Source organism: Actinomadura macra NBRC 14102, from assembly GCF_001552215.1.
GTDB lineage: Bacteria > Actinomycetota > Actinomycetes > Streptosporangiales > Streptosporangiaceae > Spirillospora > Spirillospora macra.
This window is the reverse complement of sequence record NZ_BCQT01000017.1, coordinates 280012-295395: the sequence shown is the minus strand read 5'-3', so window position 1 is coordinate 295395 and position 15384 is coordinate 280012. Positions and strand designations below refer to the sequence as shown.

13 protein-coding genes are annotated in these 15384 nt (G+C 72.5%); 8 read left to right on the top strand and 5 right to left on the bottom strand.

What is annotated here, in order from left to right; all coding sequences use genetic code 11:
• Window positions 1–8 precede the first annotated feature (8 nt).
• From AMA02S_RS27425 to thiI, 3 genes are all read left to right on the top strand, one after another.
• The gene (locus AMA02S_RS27425; protein WP_084265664.1) at window positions 9–650 is read left to right on the top strand and encodes a response regulator; all 642 of its coding nucleotides are present in this window, start codon (window positions 9–11) and stop codon (window positions 648–650) included.
• 136 nt (window positions 651–786) lie between these two features.
• The gene (locus tag AMA02S_RS27420; protein WP_067463150.1) at window positions 787–1812 is read left to right on the top strand and encodes a 6-phosphofructokinase; all 1026 of its coding nucleotides are present in this window, start codon (window positions 787–789) and stop codon (window positions 1810–1812) included.
• 103 nt (window positions 1813–1915) lie between these two features.
• Entirely contained in the window at window positions 1916–3145 is a 1230-nt protein-coding gene (gene thiI, locus AMA02S_RS27415; RefSeq protein ID WP_067463148.1) for a tRNA uracil 4-sulfurtransferase ThiI, read from the top strand.
• 191 nt (window positions 3146–3336) lie between these two features.
• Here thiI and AMA02S_RS27410 read toward each other — a convergent pair whose 3' ends face one another.
• The 3 genes from AMA02S_RS27410 to aroF all read right to left on the bottom strand — a co-directional run bounded on the left by AMA02S_RS27410 (window position 3337) and on the right by aroF (window position 6616).
• On the bottom strand, window positions 3337–4239 hold the full coding sequence (locus AMA02S_RS27410) for a DUF5954 family protein (RefSeq protein ID WP_067463145.1): 903 nt from the start codon (window positions 4237–4239) through the stop codon (window positions 3337–3339).
• Window positions 4240–4280: 41 nt separating this feature from the next.
• Window positions 4281–5285, bottom strand: coding sequence for a DMT family transporter (locus AMA02S_RS27405; RefSeq protein WP_067463142.1), 1005 nt, complete (start codon window positions 5283–5285; stop codon window positions 4281–4283).
• Window positions 5286–5563: 278 nt separating this feature from the next.
• The gene (aroF, locus tag AMA02S_RS27400) at window positions 5564–6616 is read right to left on the bottom strand and encodes a 3-deoxy-7-phosphoheptulonate synthase (RefSeq protein WP_067463139.1); all 1053 of its coding nucleotides are present in this window, start codon (window positions 6614–6616) and stop codon (window positions 5564–5566) included.
• 266 nt (window positions 6617–6882) lie between these two features.
• Here aroF and AMA02S_RS27395 point away from each other — a divergent pair, with 266 nt between their 5' ends.
• From AMA02S_RS27395 to AMA02S_RS27375, 5 genes are all read left to right on the top strand, one after another.
• A complete protein-coding gene (locus AMA02S_RS27395; RefSeq protein ID WP_067463136.1) occupies window positions 6883–7503 on the top strand; it encodes a sulfite oxidase-like oxidoreductase in 621 nt (206 codons plus the stop codon).
• 96 nt (window positions 7504–7599) lie between these two features.
• The gene (locus AMA02S_RS27390; protein ID WP_067463133.1) at window positions 7600–9009 is read left to right on the top strand and encodes a histidine kinase; all 1410 of its coding nucleotides are present in this window, start codon (window positions 7600–7602) and stop codon (window positions 9007–9009) included.
• A gap of 75 nt (window positions 9010–9084) precedes the next feature.
• Window positions 9085–9876: a LytR/AlgR family response regulator transcription factor gene (locus AMA02S_RS27385; protein WP_067463130.1), complete on the top strand. Its 792-nt coding sequence runs from the start codon at window positions 9085–9087 to the stop codon at window positions 9874–9876.
• Entirely contained in the window at window positions 9869–10384 is a 516-nt protein-coding gene (locus AMA02S_RS40705; protein ID WP_084265637.1) for a DUF485 domain-containing protein, read from the top strand. Before AMA02S_RS27385 ends, AMA02S_RS40705 begins: the two co-directional genes overlap by 8 nt.
• 5 nt (window positions 10385–10389) lie before the next feature.
• Window positions 10390–12096 carry a sodium/solute symporter gene (locus tag AMA02S_RS27375; RefSeq protein WP_067463574.1) on the top strand — a complete coding sequence of 569 codons (1707 nt, stop codon included), beginning with the start codon at window positions 10390–10392 and terminating at the stop codon, window positions 12094–12096.
• Between the two features lie 488 nt (window positions 12097–12584).
• On the opposite strand, the gene AMA02S_RS27370 is transcribed toward AMA02S_RS27375, so the two are convergent.
• Both AMA02S_RS27370 and pknB read right to left on the bottom strand, forming a co-directional pair.
• Entirely contained in the window at window positions 12585–13436 is an 852-nt protein-coding gene (locus tag AMA02S_RS27370; protein WP_067463127.1) for a deoxyribonuclease IV, read from the bottom strand.
• Between the two features lie 12 nt (window positions 13437–13448).
• Window positions 13449–15368 (bottom strand): Stk1 family PASTA domain-containing Ser/Thr kinase, encoded by a 1920-nt coding sequence (gene pknB, locus AMA02S_RS27365; RefSeq protein ID WP_067463124.1) that lies wholly within the window; start codon window positions 15366–15368, stop codon window positions 13449–13451.
• Window positions 15369–15384 lie beyond the last annotated feature (16 nt).

Below are 15384 nucleotides of genomic sequence, written 5' to 3'. Positions count from 1 at the left end.
TCAGGGTCATGGTCGTGGACGACCATCCGATGTGGCGCGAGTCCGTCGCCCGCGACCTGACCGAGGCGGGTCACGAGGTGGTCGCCACCGCCGGTGACGGCCGCTCGGCGGTCCGCATCGCCGCCGCCGCCCGCCCGGGGGTGGCCGTCGTCGATCTGCAACTCCCCGACATCAGCGGCGTCGAGGTCACCCGGAACCTGGTCGCGGCCGACCCGCCCATCCGGGTCCTGGTGCTGTCGGCCAGCGGCGAGCAGCAGGACGTCCTGGAGGCGGTCAAGGCGGGCGCCACGGGGTATCTGCTGAAGTCCGCCGCGCGCGAGGAGTTCCTGGACGCCGTCCGGCGGACGGGCGCCGGCGACGCCGTCTTCACCCCCGGGCTGGCCGGGCTCGTCCTCGGCGAGTACCGCCGGCTGGCCGCCGCGCCCGCCCGCCCGGACGACGACGCGCCGCGCCTGACCGACCGCGAGACCGAGGTCCTGCGGCTCGTCGCGAAGGGCCTGACGTACAAGCAGATCGCGCAGCGCCTCGTCCTGTCCCACCGGACGGTGCAGAACCACGTGCAGAACACCCTCGGCAAGCTCCAGCTCCACAACCGGGTGGAACTCGTCCGATATGCCATCGAGAAAGGTCTCGATCAAGAGGGCGAGTAGGGCCTCGGACGGCTATGGTCTAGACCAATGGCGGCACGCCGGCGCGTCCGTTGAATGCCGCGTGGGGCCGGCCGCCGGCTACTAGTCTGGCCGTGTGGAACGAGGGAGGAGCCCGGTGGCGGGAGAGGGAGACGGCATGCGCGTCGGAGTGTTGACCGGCGGTGGGGACTGCCCGGGGCTGAACGCGGTGATCCGCGCGGTCGTGCGCAAGGGCGTGCAGGTCTTCGGCTATGAGTTCGTGGGGTTCCGGGCCGGCTGGCGCGGTCCCCTCGAAGGCGACACCGTGCCCCTGGACGTGCAGGCCGTCCGCGGGATCCTGCCGCGCGGCGGGACGATCCTCGGCTCGTCCAGGACGAACCCGGTCAAGGTCGAGGGCGGCGTCGAGCGGATCAAGGACAACCTGGCCGGGCTCGGTGTGGACGCGTTGATCGCCATCGGCGGCGAGGACACCCTCGGCGTCGCGCGCGAGCTGTACGCCAGCGGGGTGAAGGTCGTCGGCGTCCCGAAGACGATCGACAACGACCTCAACGCCACCGACTACACGTTCGGGTTCGACACCGCCGTCAACATCGGCATGGAGGCGGTCGACCGGCTGCACACCACCGCCGAGAGCCACCACCGCGCGCTGATCTGCGAGGTCATGGGACGGCACGCGGGCTGGATCGCGCTGCACGTCGGGATGGCCGCCGGCGCGAACGTGATCCTCATCCCCGAGCGGCCGTTCGACATCGACAAGGTCTGCGAGTACGTGGAGAGCCGGTTCAAGACCCGCTTCGCGCCGATCATCGTGGTGTCCGAGGGCGCCCACCCGATCGACGGGCAGATGGAGCTCCAGACCGGCGAGCGGGACGCGTTCGGCCACGTCCGCCTCGGCGGCATCGGCCAGAACCTCGCCGACGAGATCGAGAAGCGCACCGGCAAGGAGGCCCGCGCCACCGTGCTCGGGCACATCCAGCGCGGCGGCACCCCCACGGCGTTCGACCGCGTCCTCGCCACCCGCTTCGGCCTCCAGGCGATCGACGCCGTCCGCGACGGCGACTACGGCAAGATGGTCGCCCTCCAGGGCACCGACATCGTCCGTGTCGGCCTGGACGAGGCGACCAAGCAGCTGAAGACCGTCCCGCTGGAGCGCTACTCCGAGTCCGAGGTCTTCTTCGGCTGACCCGCGCCTCCCGGCGGGAACAGGGATTCACGGTCGCGGCGTTGCTCTGTCTGGGCCACACTAGAGGCCCGCCCCGTTCCGGTTCCCGCCAGGAGGATCACGCATGACCACGCTCGACACCGCGCCCGCGGACGTCCGGGAGACGCCGGTCGACGGCGAGCCGTGCGTGCTGCTCAAGCTGGGCGAGGTCGTCCTCAAGGGCAAGAACCGCGAGCTTTTCGAACGGCGCCTCGCCGACAACGTCCGCCTCGCCTGTCGTCCCATCGCGCGGGTCGACGTGATCAGGCGGCACGGCGTGTTCATCGTCCGCAAGCGGGACGCCGACCTCGCCACGATGGACCGGGTCGCGCAGCGGATCACCGACGTCATGGGCATCGTGTGGGCGCACCGTGCCTGGCTCGTCGGCAAGGACATCGCGAGCGTCGAGCGCGCCGCCCTGGAGCTGATGGACGGCCGTACCGGCACGTTCGCCGTCCGCTCCAAGCGCCGCGACAAGCGGTTCCCGATGACCTCCACCGAACTGGACCGGCACATCGGCGCGCTCGTCGCCGACCGGTACGGGCAGCCGGTGCGGCTCAAGGCCCCCGACCACACCCTGTCGATCGAGGTCGACCGCGACGAGGTGTTCGTCTTCTCCGGCGGGCTCCCGGGCCAGGGCGGCCTCCCGGTCGGTATGAGCGGCCGTGCGCTGGTGCTGATGTCGGGCGGCATCGACTCGCCCGTCGCCGCGTACCGGATGATGCGTCGCGGCCTGCGCGTCGACTACCTGCACTTCTCCGGCATGCCGTTCACCGGCCCCGAGTCGATCTACAAGGCCTACGCGCTGGTCCGCGAGCTGGACAAGTTCCAGGGCGGCTCCCGGCTGTTCGTCGTCCCGTTCGGCAAGGCCCAGCAGCAGATCAAGTCCTCCGGCGCCGACCGCCTCGCGGTGATCGCGCAGCGCCGGCTGATGCTGCGCACCGGCGAGATCCTCGCCCGCCGCCTGCGGGGGACCGCACTGATCACCGGTGACGCGCTCGGCCAGGTCTCCAGCCAGACCCTCACCAACATCACCGCGCTGGACGACGCGGTGGAACTGCCGATCCTGCGTCCCCTCGTCGGTATGGACAAGATAGAGATCATGGACCAGGCGCGCCGCATCCGGACCCTCACGATCTCCGAGCTGCCCGACGAGGACTGCTGCACGATGCTGGCCCCCCGCCGCGCCGAGACGAAGGCCAAGATCGACGACCTTCGCCAGATCGAGAAGCGCCTGGACGCGGGCGAGCTGGCCGACCAGCTGGCCGCCTCGGTGCAGGAGCACCGCCCCGTCTACGGCGACACGACCCCTTGATCTGTCACGGTGAGCAGGGGCCTCGCAGCTCTCGAATCATCCGGGGCCGGCCTCAGGGGCAGGTGAGCTCAGCCGTCACGTGAGCGCGCTACCTGACCCGGTGGGGCGAAGCCGAAGGCGAGCCCCACCGGGGAAGATCGCGAAGCGATGACGCTGGGCCAGGGGTGTAGTGGCCACAGCCGGGGTTGACTTCAACACGAGTCGAAGTCGTCGGGACGCGGTGGCTCGGGGCCGTCCGGGCCCATCAAGGTGATGCGTTCGATGCGAACGATCCGGAACCGGCGGCCGACGACCTCGACGCCGTTGCGGCGGGTCTCGTCGGCCATCAGGTCCGCGGCGTCGGCGTAGGCGGCGGTGTCGACGGTGCCGGGCTGTTCCACCGCGGGCACCACGTGGCGGAAGTAGGTGACCAGCGCGGCGCGGGCCTGGCGCGGGGTCTCGTGCAGGCGACCGACCGGGCGCCACCGGCCGCCGGTGCGCTCGGCGACCGTGAACGCGGGCGCGAGCGCGAGCGGGGTGAGGAACGCGTCGGACGGCTCGTTGCCCGTCGCCGCGGCGGCGTCCAGCACCTGGCACAGGAGCTCGGCGGTGGTGAGGTCGGAGGCGATCCGGCCCTCGGGCAGCAGGTCGTACGGGCGGGACGGGACGGGACGCCGGTCCGCGGGCGGCGGGTCCAGGTCGGTGGGGCGCGGCGGCTCGGGTCCGTCCGGGCCGGTGCGGACGAGCTGTTCGATCCGGACGACGCGGAACCGGCCGGCGGGCACCGTGACAGCGTCGGCGGGTTCGGTCCGCAGCATGGCCGCCGCGTCCCGCAGTTCGTCGCCGGACGAGCCGTTCGCGATGGCCGCCCGGTCGTCCAGGTGGTCGGCGAGCAGTTCCCGGGCGCCCTGGGGCAGCGGGTCGCAGGGGCAGACGACCTGCCAGCCGCCGGGGACGTGCTCGGCCGCGGTGAACAGGGGCCCGACGACCACGAGCTCGGGATAGGCGGCGATGGAGCGGCAGGCGTCGGCCAGCATCACCGCGGCGACCGGATCGACGCCGTCCAGATCGTCCGGGAAAAGCCGCCCGCCGGCGTCCCCATCGCCCGTAGTCATGCCGGACATCATCCTCGCCGGGATCCCGTCTGGCGAGTGGTTCAGACCAATTTGTTACGGCCGCGTACGCGTTTTCGGGGGACCCCGGCCGGCAGGACGAGCGCGAGGAGGCTCGCCGCCAGCAGCGCCAGACCGCCCAGCGCCACCGCACCGAGTCGCTCGCCCAGGACGGCCGTCCCGAGCACCGCGGCGACGGCGGGTTCGGCCAGCGTCAACGTCGTCGCCGTGGTGGCGGGGGCGGTGCGCAGACCGCGGGTGAACAGCACGTAGCCGCCGCCCGTCGTCACCACCCCCAGGTACAGGGCGGTGAGCGCGCCGGGCCAGGTGAGCAGCCACCCGGCCGGCCAGGCGAGCAGGACGGGAAGCAGGATCACCCCCGCCGCCGCGAACAGGGCGCCGGCGACGGCCCGGTCGTCCTCGCCGCGGGTGATGAGGGCGGACGCCACGGTCGCGTACACCGCGTAGGACAGTCCGGACAGCAGGGCCAGCGCGACGCCGGCCGGCTCGATCCCGGCGTCCCGCCCGCCGCCGATGAGCGCGACGCACCCTCCGACGGCGCCGGCGGTCGCGAGCGCCCAGCGTCCGGACGGCGCCGACCGCCGGGCCACGAAGCCGACCAGGCCAGTGAACGCGGGCGCGCTGCCGATCGTGACGACGGTGCCGGCGGCGACGCCGGTGCGGGCGACGGCCACGAAGAACGCCGTCTGGTACACCGCGATGGCGGCCGCGCCGAGCAGGATCAGCGGCCGGGACCGGCGCTGGGCGAGGAGGCGGCGCAGCTCCGCGCCCCGGGCGCCGCCGCGGCGGGTGAGGGAGGCGAGGGCGAGCAGGACCAGCCCGCCGAGGACGATCCGGACCGCCCCGACCGAGACGCTGGACGCCCCGTCGGCGAATGTCCGCACGGTTCCTGTCGTCCCCCACAGGGACGCGGCCGCGAGGATGTCGGCGCTACCGCCGCCGGGTAGCCCGCGCCGGGCTCGTGCGGGGGTGCCCTTCTCTGGGGTGTCTTGCCGGGAGGTGCGTTGCCTGGACGTGCGCGCTGACACGGGGAGATGCTCCTGGGCTCGAATCGGGAGTGGAAGATCCGGATCCGGGGCGCAGAAGAAGGCGGACCGGGCGTGTGCTCACGCCGGGTCTCGTGGAGTCTCGGAGGGTGGTGCCGCGCCCCGTCAGGAGCGGGGCGGTCCGCAGTTCGAGGTCCAGTACGCCATGCTGATCACGATACCAGCCCCCTACATGCGCTGACCTGCGACGTGCCGGCCCGTGGCGAGGCCGGGACGGCGCGGCACAGGTCAGCGCCGAAGGCGCCGGTGTGGCGCCGGCGTCAGGCGGTGACGCCGCCGGTGACGACTCCGGGGGCCTCGGTCAGAGCGCGGCCGACGATCGGGGGCAACTCGCGGACGAGCTTGGCCAGCTCGCGCAGGTCGCCGTCCACGAGCGCCTGCGGGCCGTCGCACAGGGCGGTCTCGGGATGCGGGTGCACGTCGATGATCACGCCGTCCGCGCCGACCGCGATGGCGGCGCGGGTCAGCGGCAGGACCAGGTCGCGGCTGCCGCCCGAGTGGGACGGGTCCACGATCACCGGCAGGTGGGAGAGGCGCTGGGCCACCGGGACCGCGGAGATGTCCAGAGTGTTGCGGGTGGCACGCTCGAACGTGCGGATACCCCGCTCGCACAGCACGATGTCGAGGTTGCCGCGCTGCGCGACGTACTCGGCGGCCATCAGCCATTCCTCGATGGTGCCGTTCATGCCGCGCTTGAGCATGACGGGCTTGCCGGCCTCGCCGGCGGCCTGGAGCAGCGCGAAGTTCTGCGCGTTGCGGGTGCCGATCTGCAGCATGTCCGCGTAGGAGGCGACGAGATCGACGTCCGCGGCGTCCACCACCTCGGTGACGATCGGCATGCCCGTCTCGTCCCGTACGTCCGCGAGGATGCGCAGCCCCGCCTCGCCGAGCCCCTGGAACGCGTAGGGGGAGGTCCGCGGCTTGAACGCGCCTCCGCGCAGCAGCGTCGCGCCCGCGGCCTTGGCCATCTGCGCGGCGCCGAGCGTCTGCTCGGGGGTCTCCACCGCGCACGGCCCGGCGATCAGCGTCATGGTCCCGGGGCCGACGGGGACGCCGCCGACCCGCACGACGGACCGCTCGGCGTGGTTCTCGCGGCTCACCAGCTTGTAGGGCACCGAGATGCGCACCACGTCGCTGACGCCGTGCATCGCGCGCAGGTTCAGCGCGCCGAACTGCTGGACGTCGCCGACAAGCCCGATGATGGTCCGCTCCACCCCCCGGCTGACGAACGCGTCGCCCCCCGCCGTCTCGACCAGTGAGACGACGGCCCGGATATCCGCTTCGTTGGCCTCGGGGGCCATGACGACGACCATGAGTGTGCTGCCTCTCCTTGTGACGTGAGGACCGCGGTCCCCACGTCCATCCCTGGAACGACGAAAGCCCCGGGCCAGTGCGGCCCGGGGCTTTCGCCTTGTGGTCTGTCAGCGCAACGTCTGGCAGACCAGCCGCCCGGGCTGGTCGAACCAAAAGAAATACACGACGTTGCGCACGGAGTCAGCGTAGCCGATGCCCGGGACGGGCGGTCCGCCCGGGGGCCGAATATGGCTCAGCTCACGCCGGATGGCAGGATGGCCGCGTCATGTCCCCACCCGAGCAGCCATCGCAGCCGCGGGACCTCCCGCCCGGTCAGTACGTCCCCCGCGGCTGGCCGGTCCTCCACTACGGGCCCGTGCCGAAGTTCCGTCCCGGGGACTGGGACTTCCGGGTCTTCGGTGCCACCGAGTCGGGCGGCCAGTACCGGTGGAGCTGGGACGAGTTCGACGCCCTGCCCAAGGTCGACGCCGTCGCGGACTTCCACTGCGTCACCAAGTTCACGATCCCCGACAACGAGTGGCGGGGCGTCCCCGGGACGGCGATCGTGGAACTGGCGCCGCCCGCCCCGGACGTCACGCACGTGATGGTCTGGGCCGAGTACGGCTACAGCGCCAACATCCGGATGACCGACTTCCTCGCCGACGGAACGATGTTCGCCACGCACCGTGACGGTGAGCGGCTCAGCCCCGACCACGGTTTCCCGACCCGTATCGTCGTTCCGCACCTGTACGCGTGGAAGAGCGTCAAATGGGTCCGCGGCGTCGAGTACCTCGTGAAGGACCGCCGGGGCTTCTGGGAGGAGCGCGGCTACCACAACGTCGCCGACCCGTGGCACGAGCAGCGTTACTCCTACCAGGAGGGCGAGGGGGAGTCCCCGCCGGTCTGACTCGCCGCTTGACACGCCCGGCGTAGCCCATCCGAGACCTTTGTAAATGGGTAACGGATGGACCCGGCGGCGAGAGAGCCATTACCGTGAGTTGCCATGGTCCTACCGTCCGTTGTGGACGTCCTGGCGTGTGCCTCTGCCGCCGGAGCCGCCACCGGTGCCTGCGCGCTGCGCCGCTGGTTCCCGCCCCGGCGCCCCGGCCTCGGCGTCATGGTCGACGAGGCGAGGTTCGCGGCCCTGCACACGATCGCGCGGGCCTCCCCGACGCTGCGCGCCGGGCTCAACCGGGATTCCGCGCGCAAGTCCGCCCGGCACCTGCGGTCGCTGCTCGGCGCCGAGGCGGTCGCCCTGGTCGCCGTCCGCCCGCTCGCGGACGACTGCGCCGGTGACTGTGCCGACGGGCTTCACGGCGAGCACGCCGACGACCTTCCCCATGATGACCTCGACGCCGACCGGACCGAGAACCGGACCGACCATCCCGGACATGACCGGAGGCTGCTCGCCTGGGACGGACCGGGCGGGGACCGGCACGGCGGCGACGTCGTCCGGCACGCCCTGCCGGTGCTCGCCTCCGGGCGGCCCCGCGTGATCGCCCCGGAGGTGCTGTCCTGCGGCGATCCCCACTGCCGGATCCGTGTCGTGGTGATCGCCCCGCTCACCGTCGAAGGACGGGTGGAGGGCGCGCTCGCCGCGTACTGGCCCGGCCCGTCCACCGCACGCGTCAAGGCGGTCGGCGAGGCCGCCCGCTGGGTGACCGGCCAACTGGAGCTGGCCGAGCTCGACGCGTCCCGTATCCGGCTCGCCGAGGCCGAAATGCGGGCACTGCGCGCCCAGATCTCCCCCCACTTCGTCTACAACTCCCTCACCACGATCGCCTCGTTCGTCCGGACCGACCCCGAGCGCGCGCGGGCGCTGCTCCTCGACTTCGCCGATTTCGCCCGCTACTCCTTCCGCAACCCCCGCGACTTCACCACCCTCGCCGACGAGCTGCGCTCCATCGATCGCTACCTGTTGTTGGAGCGGGCCAGATTCGGCGAGCGGCTGCGGTTCAGCGTGGAGGTCTCGCCGGAGGTGCTGCCGGTCGCGGTGCCGTTCCTGGCCCTCCAGCCGCTCGTCGAGAACGCCATCAGGCACGGCATGCAGGGCGCGAGCGGCGACTTCCACATCTCGATCGTGGCCCGCGACTCCGGCGCCGAGGCCGCCATCAGCGTGGAGGACGACGGGGCGGGCATGGATCCCGAGCGGCTCCAGCAGATCCTTTCCGCGCCGCCCGGCAGGTCCCGGCCGTGGGGCCGGGGGAGCGTCGCGCCCCCCGGGCGGCGCGGCCGGGCCTCCGGCGCGGAACCCGGCGGAGACGGTGCCGGCATCGGGCTCGCCAACGTCGACGAGCGGATGCGGCAGGTCTACGGGGACGAGTACGGCCTGACCGTCGAGACCGCGCCGGGCGCCGGAACAAAGGTGAATCTGCGTGTCCCCAAGTACCGGCCAGGAGTATTTCCGGGCTGACGACCCGCCTGCGACACGCCGCTCACATTTCGAAACCGATTGCGGACAGACGGTAATCGCGGCAAAGTCGCCCCTATGCTTCGCGTCCTGGCCGTCGACGATGAACGCCCCGCCCTGGAGGAGCTCACCTACCTACTCCGCAAGGACCCGCGGATCGGACAGGTCAGCGGGGCGGGCGAGGCCGCGTCGGCGTTGCGCGACCTCAGCCGGATGCTCGTGGCGGGCGACCGCCTCGACGCGGTCTTCCTGGACATCCGCATGCCGGGGCTGGACGGGCTGGACTTCACCCGCCTGCTCACCGGCTTCGCCGCACCGCCGCACGTGGTGTTCGTGACCGCGCATGACGACTGCGCCGTCACCGCCTACGAGCTCGGAGCCCTGGACTACCTGCTCAAGCCCGTCCGGCCCGAGCGGCTCGCCGAGGCCGTCCGCCGGGTGGCCGAGGCCGTCGGCCGGGCCGGGCCGCCGGGCGAGGAGGAGCGGGCCGATGACGAGATGATCCCCGTGGAGCTCGGTGGCCGCACGCGGCTCGTGTCCCGCCGCGCGGTCACCCACGTGGAGGCTCAGGGCGACTACGTCCGGCTGCACACCGCCGACGGCGGCTACCTGGTCCGGATGCCGCTGACGGCGCTGACCAAACGGTGGGAGGCCGCCGGGTTCATCCGTATCCACCGCAGTACCCTCGTCGCCTCCGCGCACATCACCGAACTGCATTTCGACGGCGGGCGCGCGGCCGTCCAAATCGGCGACGAACTGCTTCCGGTGAGCCGCCGGCACACCCGGGAGGTCCGCGACCTCCTGATCCGCAAATTCCACCATCCCGCCGGGGACCAGCCCGAGGCCCCCGAGGGCGGCCACCGTGGCTGACGAACGCCGTACCGCCGTCTCCGGCTCGCCCACCGCCCGCGCCCGCGCTCGGCCCGCTGCGGCGGCCGCTCCGGCCTTTTCGCCGGCCTCCTCAGACGCCGGCCCAGACGCCGGACGGGACGCCGGCCCGTCCGCCTCAGATCCGGCGGGGGGCGAGCCCTCCGGCACCGACCCGCCCGATCCGGCATACCCGCCATGTTCTGTTTCGTTCGTCCGCTCCGATGACGGCCGAGGCGGCACCGGGCCCGCCCAGACGCGGGCCCTCATCCGCACCCAGCTGCGCACGGCGCTCACGACGGGCGTCGCGGTCCTGACCGTGGTGACCGGCCTGCCGCTGCTACTGGCCTTCGTCCCGGCGCTCGGGCGGCTGCGGGCGTACGGCATCCCGGTGGTCTGGCTCGTCCTCGCCCTGGGCGTCCAGCCGCTGTGGGCCGCCGCGTCCATCCTGCACTTACGGCGCGCCGAACGGGCCGAGCGGGACCTCGCGAGGCCGGCGGGGCCGCCGTGACGGTCATGGCCGTCGCAACCGCCCTCGGTGGCCTGGCCGCGGTACTGGGCCTGACGACCCTCCTCGGCCGGCACGGGCGGCGCACCGTCCAGACGACCTCCGAGCTCCTCGTCGCCTCGCGCGGCGTCACCCCCTGGCGGAACGCCTCGGCGATCAGCGGCGAGTACCTGTCCGCCGCCGCCTACCTTGGCAGCGCCGGGCTCGTCCTCGCCTATGGCGCCGACATGCTGTGGCTGCCCGTCGGCGCCACCGCCGGGTACGTCCTGCTGCTGGCCTTCGTCACCGCGCCGCTGCGCAGGTCGGGCGCCTACACGATCTCCGACTTCGCCGAATGGCGGCTCGGGTCCCGCGCCGTCCGGCGGATCGTCACCGGCTGCGTCTGCTTCATCGGCTGGTTCTACCTCCTGCCACAGTTCCAGGGCGCGGGCGTGACCCTGCGCGTGCTGACCGGGGCGCCGGGGTGGGCGGGGTGGGCCCTCGTGGTGGCGGCGGCCCTGGTCGTGGTCGTGTCCGGGGGGATGCGCAGCATCACCGCCGTCCAGGCCGTCCAGTTCTGGGTGAAGCTCGTCGCGGTGGCCGTCCCCGCCGTGGCGCTGCTGGCCCTGTGGCGCCTGGACGGCGGCGACCCCGCGAGCGGCGACATCCCGCACTTCGGCCGCGACACGCGGGTCCGCGTCGGCGAACGCCTCACCGTGTCCGTCCCCGCCGACACCACCGTCACCGCGTGGGGACACGTCGACGGTGCCCGCCGTGACGGCGAGTGGTTGCGGCTGTCCGCCGGCACGCACACCATCGGCCCGGCGACGGACGTGGTGTTCCCCTCCGGCGCGACCGTGCCGCACGCCCGGCCACTGCCCGTCCAGGACGGCGAGACGTGGGCGATGCCGATCGGCCACGGCGAGGGCCACGGCCTCTTCACCGGCTACTCGGCGATACTGGGCGTCCTCCTGGGCACGATGGGGCTGCCGCACATCCTGATGCGCTTCTACACCAACACCTGCGGCAGCGCCGCCCGCCGCACCGCCGCGCTCGTGCCGGGACTCCTCGCGCTGTTCTACGTGTTCCCCGTCCTGTACGGGATGCTCGGACGCCTCTACACGCCCGAACTGCTCCTGACCGGCGACCTCGACGCGACGATCCTGCTGCTGCCGCGCCGGATGGTGCCCGGACCCGCCGGCGCGCTGCTGACCGGCCTCGTCGCGGCGGGGGCGTTCGCGGCGTTCATCTCCACCTCCTGCGGCCTCGTCGTGGCCATCGCAGGGACGCTCTCCCAGTGCGCGCGGCGCCGCGCGGGGATCACCGCGTTCCGTGTCGGGGTGGTCTTCGCGCTGGCCGCGCCGCTGCCGCTCCTCCCGCGCGTCGGCCCGCAGGGCGCCGCGACCCTCGTCACGATGGCGCTGTGCGTCTCCGCCTGCTCCCTCTGCCCGCTGCTCGTTCTCGGCATCTGGTGGCGTGGCCTGACCGCCCCCGGCGCCGCCGCCGGCCTCCTGCTCGGCGGTGGGCTGTCCGTCGCCGCGGGCGTGGCCCGGCTGTTCTGCGGCCCCTGGACGGGCTGGCCCGCGGCGTTGCTCGCGCACCCGGCCATACTGCTCGCGCCCCTCTCGTTCGCCGTCATGGCCGCGGTCTCCCTGCTCACCCGCCACCGCGCCCCCCGCTGGGCCGACCGCGCGCTCGCACGTCTCCACCTCCCCGAGGACATGCCGATCCGCTGAACGCCCACGGGACGTCCCGACCCCACCGTCCGGCGCGGCCCACCCCGTGTGGACCGTTCCCGTCCGGCCCGGCCGACCGCTCGTCGCTCTCCACCGACCACTCATCGTGCAACTACTCTACGCACATCTCCAACTACATACCGCTCATCGAGCCTTGCGTTTTCCGCCTCCCGATCGGTGGCACCACACCCCTAGTGTTCTCAGTGGCACCAGACGTACCACCGCCACCGGAGGACGGGCGCAAGCGCACGACGCATACCGCCCCACACCTCCCACAAAAGCAAATCCGGAGATCCGGCGAGCGCGAGCCGCACGCCCGGATCGTGAGTCGCTGGATCCCGTACCGGGGGGGTGGGATCCGGCGGCCTGTGGCTCGGGCGTCGCTGAACAGTCGGGGGGTTGTTCAGCGACGTCCGAGTCTTGCTTCGCTCGAATCTGCCTTCGGACGCGATCGCAACGGCGTCGGGGCTCCTGAAGCGGGGGTGGCCTTAGCCGTCTCGTAGGCGCTTCAGGATGGCGATGTCCTTGGCGTGAGGCTCGGGTGCGCGTCCCGGGGTCTCGATGATGAAGGGGATGCCCGCCGTGGCGGGGTGGCGGAAGAGGTCGGCGAAGGGGGATTCGCCGATCCGGCCGGCGCCGATGTTCTCGTGGCGGTCCTTGGCGGAGGCGCAGGCGTCCTTGGAGTCGTTGGCGTGGACGAGCTTGAGGCGGCCCTCGCCGACGGTGGCCACCAGGGCGTCGAGGGTCTCCTTGACGCCGCCGGGGGCGGCCAGGTCGTGGCCTGCGGCGAAGGCGTGGCAGGTGTCGAAGCACACGCCCAGTTTCGGGTGGTGTTCGAGCTTGTCGAAGAACGGACCGAGGCCCTGGACCTTGGCGCAGAGCATGTTGTTCTGGCCGGCCATGGGTTCGAGGAGCAGGTCGGGGCCGTCCTCGGGGATCTCCTCCAGGAGGGGGAGGACGTGCTCGTGGATCTGCGCCATCGCCTCGTCGTAGGTCTGGGTGACGGAGGAGCCGGTGTGGACGACGACGCCGCGGGCGCCGATGGCGCGGCCACGGGCCAGGGAGTGGCGGACGGTCGCGATCGACTTGGCGAGGGTCTCGGCGGTGGGGGAACCGAAGTTGACCAGGTAGGGCGCGTGCACGTAGACGGGGACGTCGGTGCGCTCCCGGAGTCTGGCGTCCTCGGCGGGCCTGCCCTCGGGCAGCGCCCAGCCGCGGGGGTTGGCCACGAACACCTGGATCGTCTCGGCGCCGATCTCGGCCGCGTACTTCAGGCCGCCCGTGGCGAGGCCCCCGGCCACCGGGACGTGCGCGCCGACGGGGTTCTTCGGTGAGGTCATAGAAGCTTCAGCTTACGGGCCCCGGACGATCGTGATGGTGGTGCCCCGCGGAGCCTGGCCGCTGCTGGGATTCTGGAACCGGACGTTGTCGCCGCCGAAGCCCGTCACGTTGACCTTGAACCCGGAGTCCTCCAGCGCCGCCCTCGCGTCGTCGACGGTGCGGCCGGTCATGTTCGGGACGGGGATGTTCTGGGTCGTGCCGCCCTCGTCGTCACAGCCGAACTGGAACGGGCCGGCGTCCACGATGCAGTCGCGCTTGTTGACGACGAGCGTGACCTTGTCGCCGCGGGACACACCGGTGCCCTCGGACGGGTCCTGGCTGAGCACCGTGTCGGCGGGTTTGCCGTCGACCTTGCGCTTCTCGACCTTGACCTCCAGGCCCATGGACCGGAGCTGGTTGGCGGCGGCGTCGCCGTTCGTGCCGAGCAGGCCGGGCATGGACATGCCGCTGCTGACGACGATGTTGACGGGCTCATCGGGCGACCGTCGCTCGCCCGCGGGCGGGTCGGTGCCGATGACGCGGTCCTTGGCGACCGTCTGGGAGGTGTTGGTGCTCGTCTGGCCCAGGGCGAAGCCCTTGTCGCGGAGGGTCCGCCTCGCCTCGTCCAGGGGCTTGCCCTCGACGTCGGGCACCTCGCGGGGGGAACGGCCGCGGGAGGGGATCAGCGTGACGGTCTCGCCCTTGGCGACGCGGGCGCCGGCGGGCGGGTCCGATTCGGCCACCTCGCCCTTGCGGACGCGGTCGCTGTAGACGGCCTTGCCGACGCGGACGTCCAGTCCGCCGTCGCGCAGCTCGGAGCGGGCGTCCTCCAGCCTCATCCCGATGATCTTCTCGGGGACGTGGTCGTACTGGCCGGAGGTCTGGTACCAGATCGCCCAACCGAAGATCACCGCAACGATCACGCCGACGGCCACCAGGACGTAGCGGCCCGTGGCGGCGCCGACGGCGCGGTCGGTCCGGGTGCGCGTGGGCGTGAACTCGCGCGGCAGGGTGCTCGCGTCGAGGACGGCCGTGTGCGGGGGCGGCGTGGCCTCCATGACGGCGGTGGTGCGGGCCGTCTCCGCGGCGCGCCGGTCGAAGTCGCGGGGGAGCCCGTTGCAGGCTTCGGCGACCTCGGCGAGGAATTGGTTGGCGTCGCTCGGGCGGCGCTGGGGTTCGTGGCTCGTGGCGTCGGTGACCAGGTCGTCCACCACCTGCGGGATGCCGGGGGCGACGCTGGAGGGCGGGGGGACGACCTCGTTGACGTGCTTGAAGGCGACCGCGAGCGCGGTGTCGGCCTGGTGGGGCAACTGCCCGGTGACCAGCTCGAACAGCATGACGCCGGCGGCGTACACGTCCGAGCGGACGTCGGCGGTGCCGGACACGAGCTGCTCGGGTGCCAGGTAGCCGACCGTGCCGATGATGACGCCGGTCTTGGTCATCTTGCCGGCGGACTCGGCGCGGGCGAGACCGAAGTCGGCGACCTTGACCTGGCCGTCCTCGGTGATGAGGACGTTCTCCGGCTTGACGTCGCGGTGGACGAGACCGGCGCGGTGGGCGGCGCCGAGGGCGGCCAGCACCGGCTGCATGATCTCCAGCGCGGCGCGGGGGCCGAGCCTGCCGGCCGCGGTCAGGGTGTCGCGGAGCGTGTTGCCCTCGACGTACTCCATGACCAGGAAGACGTGCTCGCCGTCAGTGCGCTGGTCGTAGACGGCGACGACGTTGGGGTGGGAGAGGGCCGCGGCGGCCTTGGCCTCGCCGATGAAGCGGGTGACGAAGTCCTCGTCGGCGGCGAGCGCGGCATGCATCACCTTGATTGCGACGATGCGGTCGAGCCTGATGTCGCGCGCCACGTACACGGTGGCCATGCCGCCGCGCGCGATCCGGGACTCAATGCGGTAGCGCCCGTCGAGCACCCGCCCGACGAGGGGATCTGCAACCGTCGTGTCCATCAGAGCGAGTTTAAGG